Here is a 21,501-nt window from a genome sequence, read left to right as displayed (position 1 = left end):
GAATTTAGAACTTTAAGCGACTAATTCTTAAATTAGAGGCTTAACCCTCCCTTTAAAAATGTTGTAAGCGCATAAAGATTGTTTTACCCCCAATATTCCCCCACCGAAAGCACTATCAACTATGTCAGTAGAGAATAAAATCAATTGGTCTGAATTTGAGGGCCTTAGCACAGAAGAATGGAAGGCCAGCATTGAAAAATACCTAAAGGGAAAGCCTTTAGAGGAGCTAGAACAAAGCATTGAAGAGGGCTATAGTATGGCTCCTTTTTACCGAAAGGAAGAGGTGGCGCCTTTGCGTTTGCCTAGTTTAAATGCGCCTAAAACTTGGGCCATTGCTGAAAAAATTGAGGTTGCTGGCGATTTGCTGGCTAGTAAAAAAGCTGTGGCAGAGGCCTTGAATGGCGGGGCCAACATGCTTATTTTGGATTTTCAGAAAGGCAAAGGGAAAGATATTAAAGAAGTTTTGCGGGGCGTTCATTTGAATATGATTAGTCTAAAGATGCAGGGAGAGGCCCTGGGTATTTTTGCGGAGGATTATCTGCGGGAGTTGGGGCGTTTTAGCTACTCCTCTGATTTGGATCTTTTGCTGAGCGGCAATAGTTTTCAGGCTTTATCTTGGCAGCAATTGTATGGGGGCACTTATCCTAAATTGCGGGCGTTTCAGATTAACATTTCTTTGAAGGATGGGGCCATTACGGCTTTATCGGATGCCTTGACGGAGATTAAATTTGCCTTTGAGGAATTGCGGGCTGCGGGGGCTCCGCCTTGGGATGCCCAGCATTATTTTCAGATCAACTTTGAGTTGGAGGAGAACTACTTCCGTTCTATTTCTGCCATTCGGGCTTTCAAGCGGCTTTGGTTGGGTGTATTAGAAGCAGAGGGCTTAGAGAAAGTGAGTTGGCCATGGATACATGTGCGGGCGGTAGTGGCCGAGCGCAAAGAAGATTTGTATTGGCAAATGATAGCGAATAGTACGCAGGCTTTGGCGGCGGCAGTAGGGCAGGTCAATAGTTTGGAATTGCCTATTTTGGGTACGGCTGAGCAGCGTCCTTTTGCTCGTCGGATTGCACGTAATGCGCAGCATTTGCTACAGCTAGAGAGTCACCTTAATGAGGTAGAAGACCCTGCTGCTGGGGCCTATTATATTGAAAAATACAGCCAAATGCTGGTTAAGGCGAGTTGGGAACAGTTTTTAGAGAAAGCCTAGCGTATTATTTAGTTGGTTTTCTTTTTTTCAAGTTCAACTTAAATTCCTTAGGTTGGCTTGCTGTTGATATTGTATTCATTGAAAGCTTCCTGTAGCTGAGCAATGAACTTATTAAAGTCATCGACTTTAAGCTGTCCCCCATCGCTTATGAGAACATCATTTTTTTATATATTCTTTTTTTTATGCCTGTCCTCTCTAGTTGGGCGGGCACAGGGCGAGCTTATGTCTGCCCAGACCCATGAGGCATATAACAATTACGTTATCTATAGTAATGAGTTGGTGCATGCCTTGCACATCATGGAAAATGACTTTGCGTATTTGAATCATGCCTTTAATGAGTATATAGAGCAGGGCGAAAAAGACATTGCCTTTGACCAAAGGATTGTTTTGCGGAACTACGACTATTTTCCAGTTTTGCCCCGAGACCTTTATGTCAAATTGTATGATGACAATTTTTATATTCCCTCTAAGGAGCGAGGGAAGCCCTTAGAATTGATTGGGCAATATCATCAGGTGGTAGAAGAATTGGAAGAGCTCTATGAGGCCTTGGCCCAGTATATGGAATCGGGTCGTTATCGTTCTGATGAAAAGTTATTGCAGGGCTATAAGTATTTGGAGCGCATAGAGCTTTTGTACTATGATGCCTATGCCTTAGAGGAAAAGCTATATTGGCGTTTGGACGCTAGTTTTCATCATTATGAGCTGCCCGTTAGAAATCAGTTGTACGCCAATATTTTGTTGGAGCTCGATGAGCTTTGGCAGGAGGGGCGTCGGATTAGCCGAGGGGTGCGGGCCAAAGACCGCAGTGCAGGCTTTAAGGCCAACTGTATGTATTTTGAGAACTTGATCTTCAAGCTTAAAAAGGAAAAAGCGCAATATTTGGGGGCTATTCCAAAAGATGAGGAAATTCTCCGAGACTATTATGAGCAGATGATCAACCGGGCGGAGCTGCTATTGGCCGATGCCCGCTCTTATTTGGCCCAAACAAAATATAAGAATAAGTCCTTGGGGGCCGACTACCACTATTATAGAGATATGTTGGGCCACTATAACCGCTATGGCAATGGCTTGACGGCCCTCTATAATAAGATCTTGCATTATACCACAGAGCCCAAACTGCTGGCCGATGAATTGCCGCCTATTTTTGAGCTGAAATATCCAAATCATCCCGCTTTTGATTCTTTGCGCAAGGATAGCCTAGCGGATCCTGCTTGGGCCTTGGCTCAGATGGAGAAAAACCGCATGGATAGTCTGACTAGAGCCGATAGTTTGGCCCAAATTAAGGCGCAACCGCCCATATTGGGCGAGCCGAGTCTAGAGGGTTTTGCCACCAATAACCTCATTTTCCTCATTGATATTTCTTCTTCTATGGACGATAAAGAAAAGCTGCCTTTACTTAAAAGTTCTTTGGCGCAGCTGCTTTCTCTGATGCGCAAAGAGGATAATATCGCTATTATTGCCTATTCGGATAAGGCCGATTTATTACTTCCGCCTATTTCGGGCCAAGAGCAAGAAAAAATTATGGGCATCTTAGATGAATTAAAGGTCCGCAGCAGCAGTAATGCCGATTTGGGCCTGCAAAAAGCCTATTTGCTGGCTAGAGAAAGCTTTATTGAGGGCGGAAATAATCGCATCATTATGGCCACCGATGGTAATTTTAGCCTAGATAAAAAAACAGAGCGCCTGATCCGAAAAAGCGCCCGCAAAGATATTCAACTGAGCATTTTCTATTTCTCTGAGAAAGAGTACGATTATGTGAAAAATAATCTGCAAGATATTGTGCTCTGGGGAGAAGGAAGCTATAATTATATTACGGCCCAAAATGCTAAACAAGCTCTGCTCATCGAGGCCCAATCGGTCCGAAATACGCCTTAAGACAAAGACAAAAAGCAGAAAAAAAAAGGCTGCTGGATCTTCAAGATCCAGCAGCCTTTTTCATTATATCCTCCTCGAATAGAACTAGCGAGAAGCCTTATCTAGAGGCGGAAAGAGTAGGCGCATGCCCGGCTCAATCGCATAAACAGAAGGTAAGTCGTTGATTCTGGCCACCGCCATAAAGAACTCTGGACTCCCATAAATATCTTCACAAAGCTTAGGCAGGTTATCGCCATGCTTAATTTCAATAAAGTGACTCAAGTCAGGAGAGTTCCCCTTGGCCCTAGCCTCCGGATCTTCCACTCCCTTAAACTTTAAGGTTAGCTCGGCCCGAACAGGATGCCCCTGGGCACTAAACAAAACATATTTTACAGACAAACTCTGCAACTGACACTTATATACCCCCTTAGAAGAAACAATATTGGTCGACTGAGAAGGCAGTACAGAACCCCAAGTTACGGTCAGGTAGGGAGGACCGTGGGTCTCCTCTACATAATAATAACAAGTGTCTTTCAACTTCTTGATATAATCTTCTACTGTGGGCGTTCCGGTGGCAAACTTAATAGCCGCCATTATAGCTCCTCCCACACTACCAGGCAATCCACCCGGATCAGGCAATACCCCCGTGGCATCTACTACCGTCTCAATCGTTAAATCAGGCGTTTCATAGTTAGCCGCCCCAGGAAGAGGCGCCGACTCTCCACCAGCATGCTCGGTGGTCTTAGTGTCTCCACCACTACCGCCCTTATCGCCATAAGAGATATTATAGTCGAGCTGTAGCTCTTGTGGGTTTACTTGCAAGGCAATGGCGTTGCCCGTTGCATCTTGGCAAGCAACATCTTTATAGCCAGTGATCACTACTTTCTGCATGAGTAGAATGCGTTTTATGGTTAGTCGAGGAAGTATTTTGTCGTTGAGTGGTTTAAAGATATTGTTTTTCCGCTGAATTTTCGACTTTTAGCCAAATTTTTTCCACTGAAAAGTTAAGCCTCTAAGCCTTATTTTCATTTTCTGGCCAGCCTATTATTCGCTGAGTCGGATAGGCCCATTCTATATCCTCCGCTTTGGCAAAGGCCAAGAGGATGCTTTCCCAAATCTGCTCCGCAGATCCTCTCCGTTGTTTGGGGGGACAAAGATAACGCAAGGAAAAGCGTATCCCTTCTCGCTCTACCGAAGTATAGACAATGGGCGTGAGTTTGTTGTAGTAAATCAGGTATTCTCCGTTCATATTGCGCAGGTTCTCCCTCGCTTGCTCATAATAAGTGGGCGCTTTTTGGTTAAGGATCTCTGTCAATATAGATTTGGCCTTGCCCCAGTTGCTATCAAAGGTGATCTCTAGCTCTAGTTCGTTCCAAATAAAGTCTAAGGTCGCATTGTAGTTGGCTATGTCGGTATTAAAAACACGCATATTGGGAATAGACAACAGCCGCCCCGTGCTCTGGTCGCTATGTACCCAGTTGCCCAACTCTAACATGACAAAGTCAAAGAGCTTGATGTCAATAACATCTCCCGTTTTATCGCCTACTTGTATGCGGTCGCCCACCTTAAAAGGTTTGCGCAAGACAATGTAGTACCAACCCGCCATGTTTACTATAGGGTCTCTAAAGGCAATGGCCAATCCCGCCGACAATAAACCCAAAAAGGTGGCAAAGGACTCAAATTGGTTGGACCACAAAAAGGCTAAGGAGAGCAATGAAACTCCATTGAGTATATAAGATATGCCTTTGTTCCAGTTGTATCGAGCCACGGGGTTCCCCTTCAGCCGCCTAGCCACCGAGTTCTTGAGCAGCCGCTTGAGCAAACTAAAAAAGAACCATAAAACAACAGATAAGGCTAGCTTGATCTGCCAGTCGTTCCAGTCTTGCCCCAAGTACTGCTTCCAGTATATTAGTATCTGCTCAAACATAGTTCTAAAATCAAAAAAAGGCAGCCAAAGCCGCCTTTTATTAGATGATATAAGGTATTCCTATTTGTCCAATTTATCCAATTCAACAACAAAGGCCCCTTTCAATTTGTACTTTTTCTGCAAGTTTTTCCGATAGCTTTCTGCCTCGGCCTTAGTGAAAAATGGCCCCATGATAATTTTGTAGTAGGGCTTGCCATTCAACTCATCAGCATAGACCAATGCGCCCTTAAACCAGTTTTTTTGCAAAACAGCTACCTGCTGCACCACCGATTCATAGTCGCTGTATCCCGCTACCTGTACACCAAAACCCTTGGGCTCCAACTTGAGGACCTGCATTTTGTATAGCCCTCCCTTGTCTAGGGCAGAGGCCTCTTTAATGATGTTCAACCCATCGGCCTTTGTGCTCTTTACCGCTGGCTTAGAGGCCGGCGCTACTTGCCTTGGAGCCGTCTTTGGGGCCGCTTTAGCCACCGCTTTGGGCGCCTCCGCTTTCTTTTTAGCCACTCTGGGACTAGGCTGCTGCGCACTCACTACTTCCACTTTTACCTTGGCCTGACCATCGGCCAATAAGCCAATCTCTGCCGCCGCCGCTCTCGATAAAGAAACAATTTGTCCAGCAATATAAGGCCCACTGTCAATAATCCGAACCGTTACCGATTTCTTGTTGCCCGCATGCGTCACCCGAATCATGGTCCCACAAGCTAAGGTCTTATGCGCCGCCGTCAACTTGGTCTTGTCATAGGTCTCCCCACTACAAGCCGTCCTGCGCCCATGAAAACTGTCGTCGTAAAAGGTCGCAATCCCTACTTCTGCAGGCGGTAAATCATTATTGTTGGCCGAGGCCCATTGTAAGCTGAATGTCAGCAAAAAGATAAAGAGGATTTGTTTCATAACGATTTCTATTTGTTAGAAAAACAATATACAAGTTCAACCCTAATTGACCCAATATTTTAGCAAAGGATTTTTTTCGTCTATGTTTTGGGGCCTCCTGCCTTCGGCAGGCGCTACGTTTCGCAGCTCGCAGGTCTGCTCGGCCCTGCGCTTCGGTGCTACGCACCTTCGGTTACTCCCTTTGGTCGTTGAACTGCGCCCTAAAGGGCTTGTTCTGGTCTGCGGCTTCGCCGCCCCCTTTCGCATCGCTAGGCCGCTCAACTGTTGTGCTGCTCTTGGCTTTCCGCTTCGGCACTAGATGTAGCTCTAGGGGCAGAGGCTTAGGTAGTTTGTTAGACTTTTGTTAAAGTACGGACTAACTGAACTTAATGAAAAACCTCAATGAGCTAACTTTTTGCTTGCTCGAGCTAGGTTTTCATTAGCTCAACCTAACTTTCTACTTGCTCGAGCTAGCTGCTCATTAGCTCGACCTGACTTCCTACTTGCTCGAGCTAGGTTCTCATTAGCTCAACCTGACTTCCTGCTTGCTCGAGCTAGGTTCTCATTAGCTCGACCTAACTTCCTGTTTGCTTGAGCTAGCTGCTCATTAGCTCGACCTGACTTCCTGTTTGCTCGAGCTAGGTTCTCATTAGCTCAACCTGACTTCCTGCTTGCTCGAGCTAGGTTTTCATTAGCTCGACCTGACTTCCTACTTGCTCGATTTAGCGGAGGAGTTACTTTTTTTAGAAAAAGTTCTACTAAAGAGGTAACAACAATGCAGTTTTCGCCATAAATAGCATATAGATAAAGTTCTAACTAAAAAAACTACAGAAAAATAGATCGATATGGCGAATTTAAATCTCAATCGGATCTCCAGAGTATTAACAGATCAGGAGATGCAAGACCTAAAACAACAGCTCGACAACTGTCAACAAATCCTTTCTTTTTTAACAGAGCTAGACAGTAAAGAGCGGAAAACGCTCAAGCGGATCAATTTGGACCATCATCATTTTGTACAAGAGACACTGGCCGTCATGAATTATGTAGATTTGCCTTTGCCCCCTCATATTGGCGCCGATGAAATTGCGAAAGATTTGGCTCTATATGAGCAGTTACAGCAGCTCATTATTCAGGTTGAGCAGTTATTGAAGCGCTTAAAGGACAGTGCCGCCTTAGTGGGCAGTGAGGCCTATGGCCAAAGTAGTTTGGTTTATCACTTACTAGCTGCCTTGGCCAGTAGTAGTTTGCCTGGTTATGCTACTGCCTATGAGCGGCTACAAGTTTGTTTTAAAAAGTATGGCCGAAAAAGCGATCAGCAACAAACAGAAGAATAGAAAAGCAAGAGCATTTCTTTTCAGCAAGCTTGTCCTGACTACCTACTACTTGATCAACCTATTCCCTTAGAATAACCTTTTAATTCTATTTTTTTTGCCTATGTTTTGGGGCCTCCTGCCGAAGGCAGGCGCTACGTTTCGCAGCTCGCAGGTCTGCTCGGCCCTGCGGCGCAAAGCGCCTTGGTCTGGCCTGACGGCCACTGCTGCACATCGCTAGGCCGCTCAACTGCTGTGCTGCTCTTGGCTTTCCGCTTCGGTACCAAAATATAGGCTGGACAAAGAGAAGGAGTATCATATCTATGAGCATGGAGGTCATATTGTTTCACGTTTTACCTTTAAGCTTAAGCTGTCTGAGGAGCTGCCTTGGCCTTTTCGTCCAGAAAAGGAGTGATTGTAGTATAATATTAAAATAGCGGCAGCCAGCTTGCTGGCCGCGGGCCCCAAAACCGCAGTAAAAGTTACCCTATGAAATTTCTATTTAGTGGACTCTTTTTGCTTTTGCTGCTGTCTTGTGCCAAACAAAAGCAGGCCAAGCAAGCAAGTAAGATTCGTTATTTACAAGTTTCTCCTGCAGACTGCCAGCCGCATCCTGTTTTAGGGCTAGCGGTTTTTATAGATAGTGTGCAGCTGCCGCTAGAGCAGCATAATTATCAGCAGGAGTTAGCGGCTTTTCAATTGGAAATTTTTGCCGAGAGCCTCCCTAATAAATGGTACTATATATCAACTGAGCAAACTGACTTTCCTCATTTCTACCTCTCTTATTTGGGGGAGATTGTCAGTGAAGAGCAAGATACCTTTAAATTTGTTCAGCGGCTGGTTTCAGCATCTATGGAGTCTACGGTGCATAGGAGTTATGCAGCGCTTTATTGTTATGCTGCAGATAATCGCTTATTGGGCTATTATCAGCTATCAAATTACACTGATTTATTGCCCAAGGGCATTTTGGGCCAATCCCTAATTTTTGAGCAAGATTGTGGGCACTACAGCCTCAGTTTTGCGAAAGGGATTCCTTCTCAAGGTATTTATGACAGCTGTTCATTTTCTGGTTTTTATCCTTTACATCCTGCTTCAAATCTGGCCCAATGAAATGGTTTTATCTAGTTTGTCTCTGTTTGGCTTTTTCGGCTTGTCGGCCTAAAAAGGAGCCGCCCAAAGTCATAACTGTTGAGTTGCCCGCTCATTTTTGCGAAAACAATGAGTTATTTGAGCTGGCCTTTAGTTTAGATACTCTTGCTTCAGGGCCTTGGGCAAAAGTTCTGGCTGAGGGCATCCCCAATAAGTGGTACCTTATTCCACAAACTGAGGATAGTAGTTTGTATTTACATTATTTGGGGAGCATTCAGGGGCAAGACAAGCTCCACTTTATACATAGCATAGGGAGCCAAAGCACTCAACTTGGAAGCAGCAGCCTTTCTGTTTTTAATAGCCAGCATCAGCTGATTGGCCGCTATCTACTTGGCCCTTATCCTAAGCATAGTTTTAGTTTGTTGGGAAATCAACTTATTTTTTCAGCCCCTAGTTTGGGCATAAAAAGAAAGAGCATTTCTTTTCAGCAAGCTTGTCCTGACTACCTACTACTTGATCAACCTATTCCCTTACAAAAGTCTAATTCCCTCCCCAGCAATGAATAACTACCTTTTAATTCTATTTTTTTCGCTCTCTTTTAGTTGGCTAGCTCGGGCGCAGCAGGATAGTACAAGGAGCTTGTTTATATATGCCCCTAGGCTTAACAAGGGCGATATGAACGTTTCTGTTTATATTGATTTCAATCTAGAGGAAGAGGGGTTAAAATATAACTCAGAAGAACGCTGGGTACAGATAAAACAACAGCCACTTTTTTACATATCCTTTATCAAAGAGAATAACTCCAATGATTCTATTTATCGAGTTTATGATATTATTCCGTTTTGTGAGGAAGAAATCAGTTGTAAAGACTGTGCGAGTTTTGGCCATTCTTTAGCCTGGGTATTCGCAGATAAGAAGTTTTATTTCGACTTAGAATGGGCTTCAGAAAAAGAGAAGGAGTATCATATCTATGAGCATGGAGGTCATATTGTTTCACGTTTCACCTTTAAGCTTAAGCTGTCTGAGGAGCTGCCCTGGCCTTTCCGTCCAGAAAAGGAGTGATGGCAGCATAATATTGATTATTAGAAGCTGAGGCCCGAAGGGCCGAAGGCCATGCAGGCTTTGTTGGCCCCCAAGGCCAACAAGGCCTGCCCCCAGGCGGAGGCGGCTTTGCCGCACCCCCTTGCTTGAAATGCAATATATTGAGGGCTAATTTTAGCTAAGGAGCAAAGAAAAAAGTGGCCAGCCGCCTACCGCCGGCCGGGTCCAATCAGCCCAAAGGGCTGTCTAAACAAAATGCCATTTTAAGGCGGCGAAGCCGCCGCAGGCCCAGCGCTGCGCAGGGGTGGCCAAAGGCCAGACCAAGGGCGAAACGAAGTGAAGCCCGAAGGGCCGAACAGACTTGTGAGCCCCGCAGCATAGCGGCGGCCAGCTTGCTGGCCGCGGGCCCCAAATAAAAAATAAAAATAGTTTGCCCAAAAGGCTAACCTTTGAAAGGAGGAGGCATAAAGAGACAAAAGCAGCCAAACGGCGCTTCTACCAGCTTAAAAAAATAGCCTTATGAATACGATCCGCCTTTATCTTAGCCTTGCCCTTATCTTTGTTTTGGCCCAAAATAATTTTGCTCAAGAAGCCAGCCTGCCCCAAGATGGCATTTACCAGAAAACATGGGGAGAACGGCCAGTTATTCAGCGGCCCCAGCTGCAAGAAAGAGATGTACTTTGGGAAAAACGCATCTGGAGAGAAATTGAATTGGGCGAACTGCAAAACCAGCATTTTGCCAATGAAAGCCGCCCCCTGATTGAACTACTCAGTTGGGCCCTAGAAGACAAAAAACTCAGCGTTTATAATGAGGACTTCTCTAGCCGAATGGATTATGAAGAGGCCATGGACTATGTCTACCAAATCGATACCTTTTTTGTGATGGACCTAGACGGCGGCTGTATGGGCGATAATTGGGAGGTGGTCAAAACTCGTATCAACCCCAAAGATGTGACCCGCTTCCGCATTAAAGAGGTGGCCTATGTAGACAAAAAAGACGGCCAACTCAAAACCCAAATTCTAGGCATTGCCCCCATCCGCAATATCTATGACGATAATGGTAACTTTTTGATGGCTATCCCCATGTTTTGGTTCCATTTTGACGAGCTGCGCCCCATCTTGGGCCAAGAACAAGCCCCCAACCGCTTTCAAGACGCAGGACAGTTGTCTTGGGCCGATGTTTTTGAAGCCCGGCAGTTTTCTAGCTATATCACTAAGCAAAGCAATATGCAGGACCTCCGCCTACAAGATGTTTATAGCGGTACAGACCGCCTGCTACAAGCCGAGAAAATTAAAAACGATATGGCCAATTATGAGCATGACTTCTATGGAAATTAGGCCCAAAATAAAGGCCCCAAATGCTAATGCATTTGGGGCCTCCCTTTAGCCTCGAACAATAATCGGTAAACGAAGCTGTAACTGTATGTTGCGGCCCTGCTCGGGCAACTCCAACTGCCGATAGCGGCTCAAATGGGCCAAATAAGGCGTATTGAATAGGTTTTGGGCCAAAAAACGGACAGACAAAGGCTGCTTGCCCCAAACAAAATCCAAATCTAAACGCAGATCCCAAAGAGAAGCCGCAGGCGTGCTCTTCTCATTTCTAGCCACCCAATTTTGAGCCGCCCAATAACGATGCCCCAAGGCTATTTCTACCGCTTTTAAACCCTTTTTGGGCGCCCAGTCTTTGCTCCAAGCCAACTGAGAGCGAACCGAAAAAGGAGGCGAAAAGGGGAGGGGCAAGTCCGTTTCTAGACCATAGCTATATAGGTATTCTAAGGATTGCTTCCACTTAAAGCCTTTATAGCGATAATCATAGCGCAACTCTAGGCCCGAAAACATGGCGTCCTGCTGCTCGTATTCATACAGTTGGCCCGCATCGGGTAAGGGCGAAAAGCGAGGCGCAGGCGATAAATATAAATATCCATCAAAATAATGCGCATAGGCCTCGGCCAAAAGACCAAAATTGCCCTTGCGCCAGCTCCAGCTGGCATCAAACTGATAGCCAGATTCTGGCCCCAGACTGCTGTCCCCCTTTTCATGTCGAAAACTGCCATGATGTACCCCATCACTCAATAACTCTACCGGATGTGGCGGCCTAAAACTCTTGCTAAACTGGCCTTGTATGTTGGACCAAGCATTCAGTTTTTTCCAAAGCCCAACACTAGCCGAGCTGCCCCAAAATTGTCGTTCCAATGCCCCAGCCCCCAAGCTGATATTTTGCCCGTCTACATCAAAAGATTGGCTAAAGGCCGTAGACTGCAACTGCTGATAATCTAGACGCAAACCGAAATCAAGGCCCAAACGCTCTTCTTTATTCACCCAATGACCCAAAGCAAAACTCCCTAACTTCTGCTGCTCAAAAGCGGGGATCAAGAAATCAAAGCCGCCTCTTTTATTACTTTGGCTTTGGCCCGAAATCCCATAGGCAAGCTCCCAGGATTTGTAGTTTTGTCGCAGCTCTAGACGGCCCGAAAAAGTGCTCAAGTTCAACGCTAAGGCCAAGCGGTCATTGGCATCGGCTGGGCGGTTGTGCAAATGCGGAAAAGCAAACTCTTCTCGCAAATTTTGCTGCCAACCTAGGTCTATATATAGGGCCTTTTCTTTGCTCAACTGATAATTGAAGTTGAGAAAAGACTTAAAATGCCGAATCGCTTGAGAGGGAAAATCTATGTCTCGCCAATTGCCATCAGGCTGTAAATCATAGGCCCTAGGAATCCCCATGGCCCCAGAAAATAAACCGCCTTTCATCTGGTACAAACTGTTGGTCCAACGCAAGCCCCCCTTTTTCCAGAGCTTGCCCAATACCATCTTGCCCGAACGCTCTTGCCCTGCCGTATTCTTTAAACGCTCTTCATATAAAGGCAAAACAAAGCCCTGATAGACAAATTCATCGGCAGGTACTCGATAATCCCCATAGCGCTGCTCACTATATTGAAGCTGCCAAAAGTAGTTGTGCCAGTTGCGACTCAATTGTAGATTAACCCCCCAATGCTCATTGTTGCTTTTGCCCAAAAGCAAGACCTGCCCCTGCCAACTATTGTGTGGCGCCACCTTAGTCGGTAAGAGACGAATGCTGCCCCCTAAAGCATCAGAACCATAACGCAAACTACCCGCGCCCTTCGTCAGCTCCATACGGCCTACGCTCAAGGCATCTATGGACAGACCATGGTCGGTGCCCCACTGTTGCCCCTCTTGGGCCAAATTCCCCTCTAGCAATTGTACCCGATTGCCCATTTGCCCCCGAATAATCGGCTTGGCAATGCCTACCCCCACCGATAGGGCCGAAACCCCCGGTATTTCAGCTAAGGTTTGGGCCAAATTTCCCGCTAAGTTTTCCTGAATATCTTCCGCATTTAATAACTCCTGAGAGGGCTGCGGCTTGGGCCCCAAATCTTGCTCCTGAACCAAAACCACATCCACCTCCTGACAGCGCAAACAATCGGCATCAGCAGCCAAGTATAAATGAAGATGAATGTCTTTTTTTAGGCCCAAAACAAAGCGTTTGGATACAAAAATACCCTGCTCCCCAAAGGCTTGCAACTCCAGACTGTCCCCCAACTTTCCCGAAAACTCAAAATGAAAATGACCCTCAGTATCAGTCAATTGACCCAGACTGTCCGGCAATAGAAGAACTGGCTGCCCCAAGACTAACTCATGACTCTCATAATCGTAAACTTCTCCATGAATCTGATAGTCTTGCCCCCAAAGGAAAATAGGCCAAAAACAAACTATAAGGTATAAATTGCGCATAATTAAGGCTTCATCTTGTTAAGCTCCTACAAAAGTACGGCTTTTCTGCAACGCAGTTGCAACTAATGCATTAACTTTGCCTCCTTATTTCGCTTAAAATTTGTTAAAACATGAAACGCTTCGCCCTTTTCTTCCTCGGCCTCTTCTTTTTGCAGGCCTGCCAACCCTCCGAAACCGATCTGAATGCGCCCATTCTAAATATATATAGTTTTAGCCCCAATAGGGTTTCAGATACAATTTGCGGCCAACTAGAGCCCGACAATGTCATTCATCTCCGAACCGACGATACCCTCAAAATGAATTTGAACCTGATTGATAATGAGGAACTCGCTCAGCTCAAAGTAGATATTCACGCCAATTTCGACTGCCACGGCCACCGTAGCCCAACCCTAGAGAGCTGGTCGGTGCTCGATCTGATTGACCTCAGCGGCAGCGAACAAAATCTCGAGCTCTTTTATGTCCCCCCAACAGATGCCTGGGCAGGAAATTACCATTTTCAACTCCGCCTGCTCGATGCAGCTGGAAACGAAACCGGGGGCAGCACGGCCTATAGCATCAAGCTGATTTCTAGCCAAGATAGTATCGCCCCCGAAATTCGCCTCAATAGCCCCCAAAGCAGCCTAATCGCCAACCGAGGGAGCCAAATTTTCTTTGAAGGAGAGGCCCTCGATAATATGGACCTCACTGGCGGAAAACTCGAACTTCGCTACGAATCTCCCTCCGGAAATATCCAACTGGCCCAAGAATTAGCCCTAACGACTGGTAGCGGAACCAACTACAATTTTAACTGGCCCTATACCATCCCCAATAGCCTCTCTACCGGAAATTATCGCTACTTTTTACGCATTATCGATGCCGTGGGCAATACCACAGAAAGCAGCTCGGTGGATATTCAGCTCAATTAGTGGGATTCCCTGAATAAATCTTTAACTTTGTGCTCTATTTTTTTGGGGCCTGCCGCCTTCGGCGGCCGTTACGTTTCAGGGCTCGCAGGTCTGCTCGGCCCTGCAGCCGCCTGCGGCGGCTTGGGTCTGCGGCTTCGCCGCCCCCTTGCACATCACTAGGCCGCTCATCGGCCCAGAAAACGCTCGGCCAAACGCTCCGGCCCCTTTAGCCTACTGCTTAAATATTTACTGCAACTTTAGTTATGAAAGAAATTTGGGAACGCTTCGAAGCTTGGATAGACCGCTATGCCAACCTATTGCTAGACGATTTGAATGGAGGCGCAGAAGAAGAACATTTTGAGCCGATCGAAAAAGCTATTCGCTCAGAACTCCCCCAAGCCTTTAAGGAATTTTACCGCATCCACGATGGCCAATACTCAGAATCTGAAGAGGGCCTAATTGATACGCACATTTTATTGCCCCTAGAGCAAATGCTCAGCATTTGGGCCCAACTCCGCCATCAATTTGATGAAGGCGCATTCGATGATCTAGAATCTGAACCCCAAGAGGGCATCCGAATGGAGTGGTGGAACCCCTACTGGCTCCCCCTCACTACAGACAAAGCCGGCAGCTTTATTTTTATGGATTTTGCCCCTAGCCGCCAAGGCAATTTGGGCCAAATTATCTATATGCCCCGCGATTCTGCCGAACGTATTCTACTCGCCCCCTCTTTTGAGGCCTGGATCAACCGATATGTGCGCCACCTAGAAGAAGGCCACTATCGCTACTCAGAAAGAATGGGCGGCATTATCCAAAAACAACGCCTCAATGGCGTAAGCGATGATAGCCAGCATAGCTTCTGGCACGATAGCGAAAATGATGACCTAGAGGGCTTTGAAGTCCTCAAAGAAGAATAGGTCCAAAACGCTTCCTCTGCAGGGCGGCTAGCACAGCTAGCCGCCCTTTTTCTTTGGCCCAAATGGCCACAACAAGCCCTTTAGGGCGTCTTCGACGACCAAAGGGAGTAACCGATGTGGCGAGGTGGCCGAAGGCCAAATGGCCTAGCGATGTGCAGCAGTGGCCGAAGGCCAGACCCAGGCGGCTTTGCCGCCGCAGGGCCGAGCGAACAGCGAGCTGCGAAACGTAGCGCCCGCCGCAGGCGGGAGGCCCCAAAAAAAACAGCCTACAATTGCATGTAGACTGTTTCTGTTTTTACTCGAACTGAACAATGGTTTTGCCATCTCCACCTTGCTGAGGGGCGGCAAAAAAGCTGTCCTTTACATTGGGATACTCCCGCAGTTTTTTCTGCACGGCCCGCCGCAAAACACCAGAGCCCTTCCCATGAATAATTTCTACCTCATAGGCATTCGACATCAGGGCCTTGTCTAAGAAAACTTGTAGGCGTTCCACGGCATCCTCATAGCGCATTCCCCGAATATCAATTTTGGCATCAAAAACCTGAGGTTGGCTATGCAATTTGGTTTGGACCGTATTGGCCTGTTGCTTCTCCAAGGCACCTTCCACCAAAATGAGGTCGCGCAATTTTACGCTCAAACTAATGTGCTCTAGCTCTACCAAGGCTTCTTTTTTCTTGATCTCTCGGACTACGCCCAGCATGCCGCCAGCTCGCAAGCGGACCTGAGAGCCTACCACAATTTCGCCCTTCACTTGCTGATGATAAGCCTGATAAATATTTTCTTTAATATCATCGACCTTTTCAGTCAGTTCGGCTTGTTGCTTTCGGTTTTTGGCCAAAAGGGCCTCGGCTTTGGCACGGGCATTGGCCTTGTTCTCAGACTCACGGAGCTCCTTGAGGGCATCCTTTAGGTCTTGGCGATCTTGTTGTAGGGCCAGCATTTCTTGCTCACGGACCTGCAACTTGAGCTTTTTGCGCCCAAACTCTAAATCTTTTTGGGCATAATTATAATTCTTAATGAGCTGATCCAATTGCCGCTGTTGCTCGGCCGTTTCGGCTTCTTTTTCCTTAAGTTCTTGTCGTTCTCTTTGCAAATCGGAGAGCATCTGCTCGAAGTTATGTACCTTTTTACCCACCTTCCGCTTGGCGTATTCTACCACCTTAAAGGGCAGTCCTGTTTTTTCGGCAATTTCAAAAGCGTAAGAGCTACCGGGTTGGCCGATGCGCATTTGGTAGGTGGGGGCCAAACTATTCATATCAAAAACCATATGGCCATTGACAAGGCCTTTCTGGTTAAAGGCAAAGCTCTTGAGGTTGGCGTAGTGGGTGGTAATCAATCCGTAGACCTTGGCCTTATTGAGCTCTCGTAGAATAGCCTCGGCAATAGCGCCCCCCATTTGGGGGTCGGTCCCCGAGCCAAACTCATCAATGAGGACCAACGTATTGGCATTGGCATGCTCCATAAAATAGCGGGCATTTTTCAATCTAGAGCTATAGGTACTCAGCTCATCTTCCAAAGACTGCTGGTCCCCAATATCGGCAAAGATTTGCTCGAAGACCCCCATTTCGCTACCCTCCTCCATAGGGAGAAGGAGGCCCGCCTGCAACATCATCTGCAAAAGGCCAAGGGCCTTGAGGGTAATAGATTTACCCCCAGCATTGGGACCACTAAGCAATAAAATGCGCTGATCTTTCTCAAAACTGAGGCTAAAAGGGACCACCGGCTCGCCCTCCTCCTTATTCTTCAGCAACAAAAGCGGATGATAGGCCCTTTCAATTTTATAGAAGGGCTTGGGGCGCAGCAAAGGCTTGGTCGCATTGAGTTTGTAGGCCAATTGGGTTTTGGCTTGGATCACATCAAAGCGCAGCATGAGGTCCTGAAAAGCCCGCAGGTCTTCCACATAAGGACGGAGCAAAGCACTCAGATCTCTAAGGATCCGATAAATCTCTCTTTTGTATTCCTGTTCCAGATCAAAGAGGTCATTATTCAAATCAATCACCTCATCAGGCTCAATATATACGGTCCGGCCAGAAGCCGACTCATCATGCAAAATCCCTCTTAACTGCCGCTTGTATTCGGCCTGTACGGCTAGCACTCGGCGGCCATTGCGGACCGTCTCCACCGAGTCGGCCAACCAGTTTTTACTTTGATAAAAGCCTGCCGTTTGTCTAAACTTCTTATCCATCTCTTGCCGCTTAGAGCCTTGCATTCTGGCAATGCGCTGCAATTCAGGAGAGGCATCTGGGCGGATATTGCCCTCGGCATCGACCACCTGGTTAATGGCTTTGAGTAGTTCGGGCTCAAAATGTAGGGGCCGCAAAATATCAAAAAGATGGGGATAGAGCTCTCGGCGCTCTGTTTTGGGATCGAAGAAACGGAAAAGGGCCTCTGTACAGAGCAAAATGCTGGCAATATTCCGAAGGCTCTCTACCGAAAGCACATAGCCCTCAATTTTGAGCATCTTTAGATCGGCCTCTATACTATGATAGACCCGCAGCGGGATACTATGATTTTGCTCATAGGTTTGTAGAAACTCAAAAGACTCCTGCAAGGAGCGTTCAATTTCCTGAGGGTTTTGGCTCAGGCGCAATTCGGCAAAATGAGCCCGCCCCAATTCTCCAAGGCAGTACTCCTGTAATCGTTCTAGGACCTTATCAAATTCTAATTTCTGATAGAGGTCTTTCGGTGCTAAGTTCATGACAGTAAAATAATGTCTGTTCTAAAACAAGAACTGCCCAACTGGGCAGTTCTTGGGGTCTAATTTTTTAATTCAGCTGCTAACCAAAGAGCAGAAAAGCGGAAATAGTTCAAGCCTATTTCTTCTTTTTTGCTTCCTTCGCTTTGCGCTTGGCTTCTTTGGCTGCGGCCTTTTCGGCTTTGCGTTTGGCCTTGGCGGCTGCTTTCTCGGCTTTGCGTTTTTCTTTAGCGGCTGCTTTTTCGGCCTTTTTGCGGGCTTTCTCGGCTTTTTTGGCCGCTTTGAGTTCGGCTTTGAGCTCGGCAGCAGTTTTGGGTTTTTCTTCTATTTCAACTTCTACTTCTTTCTTAACTTCCTCTACCACTTCTTGTTCTACCTGAACTATATCCGTTTCGCTAGGCAGGCTGGCGGCCTCAAACTTACAGTGGGGTGGATAAGCACAGCGCAATTGGGCCTGCTGAGGCAATTTGGCGGCTTCCTCCTTAGACAGCATGCTGAGCAAACGGCTGCTTTGGTTGGGCGTTAGGCAAGCGCCCTGAAATAGACTTAGGGCCTGCTCATAGCTGTTCTCTGCATCAAAACAGATAGAAAAGAGGCTATCATAAAGAACGGGCTGCATGGGCAAACTTGTAAAAGCAGTCACTTTTTCGCGCTTTTCCTTACGGCGACGAAGCATTTTTTGCCCCCCACGTTCTACTACAGTTTGGGTCTCCACTTCTTTGAGCTCCACCACTTCTTGGCCCCCCTCATCTTTGTCCTCCAATTGGTAGCGGATGGTCGTAATGGTTTTTGGATATTGCGATTCGTCAATGGTATTTGTATTATTATTGGCTTGATATCCCCCCAATCGCTTGCTCCCTCCTTTGTTGCCCTGAGGGGCTTTGCTGGCCACGGCTGGGCCTAGGCCTTCTTTGCTATAGGCAAGGTCTAGATCTGGAGCAGGAGTTTCGGCATTAAGGGCAATTCGACTTTCTGACTTCAAGACCATTCGGTCATTGATTTTGACGATTTTATAGACCGAACAAAAGCCTTTGTCCAAAACTACATTCTGTTTCAAGAGGCCCAACTTTTTATCTGTAAATTCGATCCGTAAAAAGTAGTTGCCTTCTACAAATTTGCGCAAACGAAGATGCGCTGTTGCTTTTTCCGATTGTTTGCGGCCATCAATCCCTATATAAAACTCATAGTTATCGGGGCTCTGAATGAGCAGATCGGCTTGGGCCCAACTTTGGCCCCCCAACAAAAGAAAGAGGAGGAGGAGGTAATGCTGTACGTTCATAAGTTGTTTTTTTTATTAGTTCTAAATCATAAGGATAAATGCAGCCGACAAATTTAATGAATAAAACAGAAAAAGAGCAGGCCTATACCGCCGCCCTAGCCGAAATTAAGGCCGTTTTGCAGGGCGAAAGCCAGATGGTCCTTAAAATGAGTACAATAAACTGTATTCTCAAGTCGCATTTGCCCTACTATTTTTGGCTGGGCTTTTATTGTATGCATGAGGGCGCCCTGATTGTTGGCCCTTATCAGGGTACGCTAGGCTGCTTGCATATTGGTCTAGACCGTGGCATCTGTGGCCGAGCCGCCCGCCTGGCCCAAACACAACTGATTCAGGATGTACATGCCGATCCCGAACACCTCGCCTGCGATAGCCGAACTAACTCGGAGATTGTTCTGCCCGTTTTTGACCCTCAGGGCCAGCTTATTGCCGTCTTTGATGTAGATAGTACCGAAAAGGCCGCCTTCGATGAGCTAGACCAACAGTTTCTCGAACAACTATTGGCCGAGCAGTTTGCTCAAAGCCCGCTAGAAAAACAGTTTTTGAGTTAGTGGGCTATGCTGCTGCTGTTTTGGGGCTGCCCCGCCCTTCGGGCGGGTCGGGCTGTCTCACAGCTCGCTGTTCGCTCGGCCCTGCGCGGGCTGCGCCCGCTGGGTCTGGCGCTTCGCGCCACTGCTGCCCATCCCTCAGCCTGCGGGCCTTCGGCCCTGTAGGACTTGCTATCTAGGGCATAAAGGTTTTGATGGGCTGTTTGATCTCTGTCAAATAGGGCATAAAGGTTTTGATGGGCTGTTTGATCTCTGTCAAATAGGGCATAAAGGTTTTGATGGGCTGTTTGATCTCTGTCGAATAGGGCATAAAGGTTTTGATGGGCTGTTTGATCTCTGTCGAATAGGGCATAAAGGTTTTGATGGGCTGTTCTGCAACTGCAGAATAGGGCCAGCCATAGTATTTTAGCTAAAAAAAAGCGGACCAACTACAAAATGCAGTTGGTCCGCTTCCTCTAATCGGGGAGGGGCTTAGCCTTAAAATCTAAAGCCTAGGGTTAAGAGAAAAAGCCCAATGGTTTCACTATTACTTGTTCTAGGATTATTGTAACTAGAAGTAGCATAATAGGGAGAGTATTCAAAATCTCTGATGGTCCGCATATAGCTAAAATCAAAAAAGATATGTTCTTGGCGGAAGCCAAAGCCGGCAGAAATATCGTGGCGAAAATCGTTCACTCCATTCACTTGGTCCAAGTAAGGAGAGCTTTGTAGGCGGTAGCCCGCTCTTAGGCGGAGGGTATTGATCGCAATTTCGCCCCCAACTTTTAGTCGGTAAGCCCCTTGGTAAGTGTCCGTAATTGCATTGTTTACGGCATCAATAAAGGCTTGGTCTCCTGCGGTGGCATTTTCATCAGAGGCTTGTAGGGCATAGCTACTGCCTGCGTAGTTAATATACTCTCCATCTACCCCCAAATAGCCTTTGATGGGAGCTGTTTTTTGGCCAAAAGTATGGCCCATACTAAGGGCAAAAACCCAGGGAGAGAAAAAGTCTTGCTTATATTCTGCGGTAGGAGAGACCCAAGGTTCTGTAGCAGAAGTTTCGCGGAGAGTATCATTCCAAACAACAGCTCCACTAAGTTCTGTATCTAAGTTTTCCGTAAGGCTCATGGCCGTGGGGGTGTGCATACTGAAGCCCACTCTCAGGCGTTTATTTACTCTATAAATAAGGCCTAGTTTAAGGTTAATGCCAGTTCCTTTGACCGTCCGAATCTCATCAAAGTTGAGGCTTTTAAAGTCCATATTGCCTGTAGGTTCTTCTTCTTTATAGCTTCTAAAGTCTCTGAAGTTGAGAAAGGTAATCCCCAAGCTTCCACCAATATAAAGCTTGTTTTTATAATTGCCAGCTAGGGCAATATTGAGTTCGTTGATACCTCCCGATTGGCGGATCAGTTGGCTTTTTTGAATATAAGCGCGATTAGAATCGACAACAGCGCCGGTATAATCGGTGCCGCCGCTAGGGTTATCAATAAAGTAGGCATCCCAAGCTAAGCGTTCCTCAAAGGGGTCTAAATCATCGGGGACGGCATTGGCGGCATTGGCCTCTTGGGCAAAGTTAATAATGCGAGAGCCCGTAGAAGTTCCAGAAAAAGAGTAGGTCCTATTAAAGGAGGCGGTGCGGCCAAAGCTAATACCAAAATTGACAAAGCGCCAGTCAGTACTTTGTTCTTGGGCCAGGACGAGTCCTACAGAGCCGAGGTTAAAACTCAGGCGGTTGTTGCTAGAGCGGGGGAGTGTGCTATCGGCCAAAAACTGGCTTTTGATATTGGCAAATTGCAGGCCGGGGCTAATGCTAAACTCCGAGCCTCGGTAAACGGCTAGTCCTGCGGGATTACCATTGAGGCTGCTCATATCGGCCCCAAGGGCCCCAAGGGCGCCACCAACCGCCATGCTGCGGGCGGTATTGGGCTGCAAGCGTTCGGAAAAGAGCAGGGCATCGCTGCTTATTTGGGCCATTAGGGCCGAACTGAAGATGGAAAAGAAGACAAAGAGACTACACTTGTTCATAAGATTTATTTTAAGTCATTTAATTTAAGACTAGCATTTTAGAAGACTCAATTTTAGCGCCATCCTCTCTTTGCGGTTTTGGGGGCGGCGCAGCCGCCCGGCTGAGGGATGGACAAGGGTGGCCGTCAG

General features: G+C 46.9%; 18 protein-coding genes. 10 read left to right on the top strand and 8 right to left on the bottom strand.

The window, feature by feature from the left end:
• The first annotated feature begins 121 nt into the window (after positions 1–121).
• Together SAPGRDRAFT_RS05950 and SAPGRDRAFT_RS05945 are read left to right on the top strand one after the other, a co-directional pair.
• The gene (locus SAPGRDRAFT_RS05950) at positions 122–1,207 is read left to right on the top strand and encodes a methylmalonyl-CoA mutase family protein (protein ID WP_002657983.1); all 1,086 of its coding nucleotides are present in this window, start codon (positions 122–124) and stop codon (positions 1,205–1,207) included.
• A 222-nt stretch (positions 1,208–1,429) separates the two neighbouring features.
• A complete protein-coding gene (locus SAPGRDRAFT_RS05945; RefSeq protein ID WP_037349882.1) occupies positions 1,430–3,082 on the top strand; it encodes a VWA domain-containing protein in 1,653 nt (550 codons plus the stop codon).
• Positions 3,083–3,166: 84 nt separating this feature from the next.
• On the opposite strand, the gene SAPGRDRAFT_RS05940 is transcribed toward SAPGRDRAFT_RS05945, so the two are convergent.
• The 3 genes from SAPGRDRAFT_RS05940 to SAPGRDRAFT_RS05930 form a co-directional block, all read right to left on the bottom strand.
• Complete coding sequence (locus tag SAPGRDRAFT_RS05940; protein ID WP_002657980.1) at positions 3,167–3,952, bottom strand: CIS tube protein; 786 nt, start codon at positions 3,950–3,952, stop codon at positions 3,167–3,169.
• A 121-nt stretch (positions 3,953–4,073) separates the two neighbouring features.
• Entirely contained in the window at positions 4,074–4,988 is a 915-nt protein-coding gene (locus tag SAPGRDRAFT_RS05935; protein WP_002657978.1) for a mechanosensitive ion channel family protein, read from the bottom strand.
• Positions 4,989–5,048: 60 nt separating this feature from the next.
• Complete coding sequence (locus SAPGRDRAFT_RS05930) at positions 5,049–5,879, bottom strand: septal ring lytic transglycosylase RlpA family protein (protein WP_002657977.1); 831 nt, start codon at positions 5,877–5,879, stop codon at positions 5,049–5,051.
• An 824-nt stretch (positions 5,880–6,703) separates the two neighbouring features.
• Here SAPGRDRAFT_RS05930 and SAPGRDRAFT_RS05925 point away from each other — a divergent pair.
• The 5 genes from SAPGRDRAFT_RS05925 to gldN all read left to right on the top strand — a co-directional run bounded on the left by SAPGRDRAFT_RS05925 (position 6,704) and on the right by gldN (position 10,636).
• A complete protein-coding gene (locus tag SAPGRDRAFT_RS05925; RefSeq protein ID WP_002657974.1) occupies positions 6,704–7,192 on the top strand; it encodes a hypothetical protein in 489 nt (162 codons plus the stop codon).
• A 465-nt stretch (positions 7,193–7,657) separates the two neighbouring features.
• Positions 7,658–8,278, top strand: a complete 621-nt coding sequence (locus SAPGRDRAFT_RS05915; protein WP_002657972.1) for a hypothetical protein — start codon at positions 7,658–7,660, stop codon at positions 8,276–8,278.
• Positions 8,275–8,823, top strand: a complete 549-nt coding sequence (locus SAPGRDRAFT_RS05910) for a hypothetical protein (protein ID WP_002657970.1) — start codon at positions 8,275–8,277, stop codon at positions 8,821–8,823. The genes SAPGRDRAFT_RS05915 and SAPGRDRAFT_RS05910 overlap by 4 nt, the downstream gene beginning before the upstream one ends.
• Complete coding sequence (locus SAPGRDRAFT_RS05905) at positions 8,816–9,319, top strand: hypothetical protein (protein ID WP_002657968.1); 504 nt, start codon at positions 8,816–8,818, stop codon at positions 9,317–9,319. The genes SAPGRDRAFT_RS05910 and SAPGRDRAFT_RS05905 overlap by 8 nt, the downstream gene beginning before the upstream one ends.
• Before the next feature lie 498 nt (positions 9,320–9,817).
• A complete protein-coding gene (gldN, locus tag SAPGRDRAFT_RS05895; protein WP_002657967.1) occupies positions 9,818–10,636 on the top strand; it encodes a gliding motility protein GldN in 819 nt (272 codons plus the stop codon).
• Positions 10,637–10,681: 45 nt separating this feature from the next.
• Here the strand turns inward: gldN and SAPGRDRAFT_RS05890 are convergent, their stop codons facing one another.
• A complete protein-coding gene (locus SAPGRDRAFT_RS05890; protein ID WP_002657966.1) occupies positions 10,682–13,048 on the bottom strand; it encodes a TonB-dependent receptor in 2,367 nt (788 codons plus the stop codon).
• 110 nt (positions 13,049–13,158) lie between these two features.
• Here SAPGRDRAFT_RS05890 and SAPGRDRAFT_RS05885 point away from each other — a divergent pair, with 110 nt between their 5' ends.
• Together SAPGRDRAFT_RS05885 and SAPGRDRAFT_RS05880 are read left to right on the top strand one after the other, a co-directional pair.
• Positions 13,159–13,953 (top strand): DUF4625 domain-containing protein, encoded by a 795-nt coding sequence (locus SAPGRDRAFT_RS05885; RefSeq protein WP_002657964.1) that lies wholly within the window; start codon positions 13,159–13,161, stop codon positions 13,951–13,953.
• Between the two features lie 242 nt (positions 13,954–14,195).
• Positions 14,196–14,849, top strand: a complete 654-nt coding sequence (locus SAPGRDRAFT_RS05880) for an SMI1/KNR4 family protein (RefSeq protein ID WP_002657963.1) — start codon at positions 14,196–14,198, stop codon at positions 14,847–14,849.
• 295 nt (positions 14,850–15,144) lie between these two features.
• Here SAPGRDRAFT_RS05880 and SAPGRDRAFT_RS05875 read toward each other — a convergent pair whose 3' ends face one another.
• The gene (locus tag SAPGRDRAFT_RS05875) at positions 15,145–17,547 is read right to left on the bottom strand and encodes an endonuclease MutS2 (RefSeq protein WP_002657961.1); all 2,403 of its coding nucleotides are present in this window, start codon (positions 17,545–17,547) and stop codon (positions 15,145–15,147) included.
• Between the two features lie 115 nt (positions 17,548–17,662).
• Complete coding sequence (locus SAPGRDRAFT_RS05870; RefSeq protein ID WP_002657960.1) at positions 17,663–18,823, bottom strand: hypothetical protein; 1,161 nt, start codon at positions 18,821–18,823, stop codon at positions 17,663–17,665.
• 56 nt (positions 18,824–18,879) lie between these two features.
• Here SAPGRDRAFT_RS05870 and SAPGRDRAFT_RS05865 point away from each other — a divergent pair, with 56 nt between their 5' ends.
• Positions 18,880–19,371, top strand: coding sequence for a GAF domain-containing protein (locus SAPGRDRAFT_RS05865; protein ID WP_051018609.1), 492 nt, complete (start codon positions 18,880–18,882; stop codon positions 19,369–19,371).
• A 172-nt stretch (positions 19,372–19,543) separates the two neighbouring features.
• Here the strand turns inward: SAPGRDRAFT_RS05865 and SAPGRDRAFT_RS22855 are convergent, their stop codons facing one another.
• The gene (locus SAPGRDRAFT_RS22855; protein ID WP_002657957.1) at positions 19,544–19,720 is read right to left on the bottom strand and encodes a hypothetical protein; all 177 of its coding nucleotides are present in this window, start codon (positions 19,718–19,720) and stop codon (positions 19,544–19,546) included.
• Between the two features lie 125 nt (positions 19,721–19,845).
• Complete coding sequence (locus tag SAPGRDRAFT_RS05860; protein WP_002657954.1) at positions 19,846–21,372, bottom strand: OmpP1/FadL family transporter; 1,527 nt, start codon at positions 21,370–21,372, stop codon at positions 19,846–19,848.
• Between the last annotated feature and the right edge of the window lie 129 nt (positions 21,373–21,501).

The sequence above is a fragment of the Saprospira grandis DSM 2844 genome (assembly GCF_000275825.1).
Taxonomy (GTDB): domain Bacteria; phylum Bacteroidota; class Bacteroidia; order Chitinophagales; family Saprospiraceae; genus Saprospira; species Saprospira grandis_A.
The sequence above is the reverse complement of the archived record's forward strand: the minus strand, read 5'-3'. Positions and strand labels throughout refer to the sequence as shown.

Bases quoted from the DNA above. Each gene is read 5' to 3' on its own strand.
- SAPGRDRAFT_RS05950 (WP_002657983.1), top strand. From the start codon at position 122: ATGTCAGTAGAGAATAAAATCAATTGGTCTGAATTTGAGGGCCTTAGC.
- SAPGRDRAFT_RS05945 (WP_037349882.1), top strand. From the start codon at position 1,430: ATGTCTGCCCAGACCCATGAGGCATATAACAATTACGTTATCTATAGT.
- SAPGRDRAFT_RS05940 (WP_002657980.1), bottom strand. From the start codon at position 3,952: ATGCAGAAAGTAGTGATCACTGGCTATAAAGATGTTGCTTGCCAAGAT.
- SAPGRDRAFT_RS05935 (WP_002657978.1), bottom strand. From the start codon at position 4,988: ATGTTTGAGCAGATACTAATATACTGGAAGCAGTACTTGGGGCAAGAC.
- SAPGRDRAFT_RS05930 (WP_002657977.1), bottom strand. From the start codon at position 5,879: ATGAAACAAATCCTCTTTATCTTTTTGCTGACATTCAGCTTACAATGG.
- SAPGRDRAFT_RS05925 (WP_002657974.1), top strand. From the start codon at position 6,704: ATGGCGAATTTAAATCTCAATCGGATCTCCAGAGTATTAACAGATCAG.
- SAPGRDRAFT_RS05915 (WP_002657972.1), top strand. From the start codon at position 7,658: ATGAAATTTCTATTTAGTGGACTCTTTTTGCTTTTGCTGCTGTCTTGT.
- SAPGRDRAFT_RS05910 (WP_002657970.1), top strand. From the start codon at position 8,275: ATGAAATGGTTTTATCTAGTTTGTCTCTGTTTGGCTTTTTCGGCTTGT.
- SAPGRDRAFT_RS05905 (WP_002657968.1), top strand. From the start codon at position 8,816: ATGAATAACTACCTTTTAATTCTATTTTTTTCGCTCTCTTTTAGTTGG.
- gldN (WP_002657967.1), top strand. From the start codon at position 9,818: ATGAATACGATCCGCCTTTATCTTAGCCTTGCCCTTATCTTTGTTTTG.
- SAPGRDRAFT_RS05890 (WP_002657966.1), bottom strand. From the start codon at position 13,048: ATGCGCAATTTATACCTTATAGTTTGTTTTTGGCCTATTTTCCTTTGG.
- SAPGRDRAFT_RS05885 (WP_002657964.1), top strand. From the start codon at position 13,159: ATGAAACGCTTCGCCCTTTTCTTCCTCGGCCTCTTCTTTTTGCAGGCC.
- SAPGRDRAFT_RS05880 (WP_002657963.1), top strand. From the start codon at position 14,196: ATGAAAGAAATTTGGGAACGCTTCGAAGCTTGGATAGACCGCTATGCC.
- SAPGRDRAFT_RS05875 (WP_002657961.1), bottom strand. From the start codon at position 17,547: ATGAACTTAGCACCGAAAGACCTCTATCAGAAATTAGAATTTGATAAG.
- SAPGRDRAFT_RS05870 (WP_002657960.1), bottom strand. From the start codon at position 18,823: ATGAACGTACAGCATTACCTCCTCCTCCTCTTTCTTTTGTTGGGGGGC.
- SAPGRDRAFT_RS05865 (WP_051018609.1), top strand. From the start codon at position 18,880: ATGAATAAAACAGAAAAAGAGCAGGCCTATACCGCCGCCCTAGCCGAA.
- SAPGRDRAFT_RS22855 (WP_002657957.1), bottom strand. From the start codon at position 19,720: ATGCCCTATTCGACAGAGATCAAACAGCCCATCAAAACCTTTATGCCC.
- SAPGRDRAFT_RS05860 (WP_002657954.1), bottom strand. From the start codon at position 21,372: ATGAACAAGTGTAGTCTCTTTGTCTTCTTTTCCATCTTCAGTTCGGCC.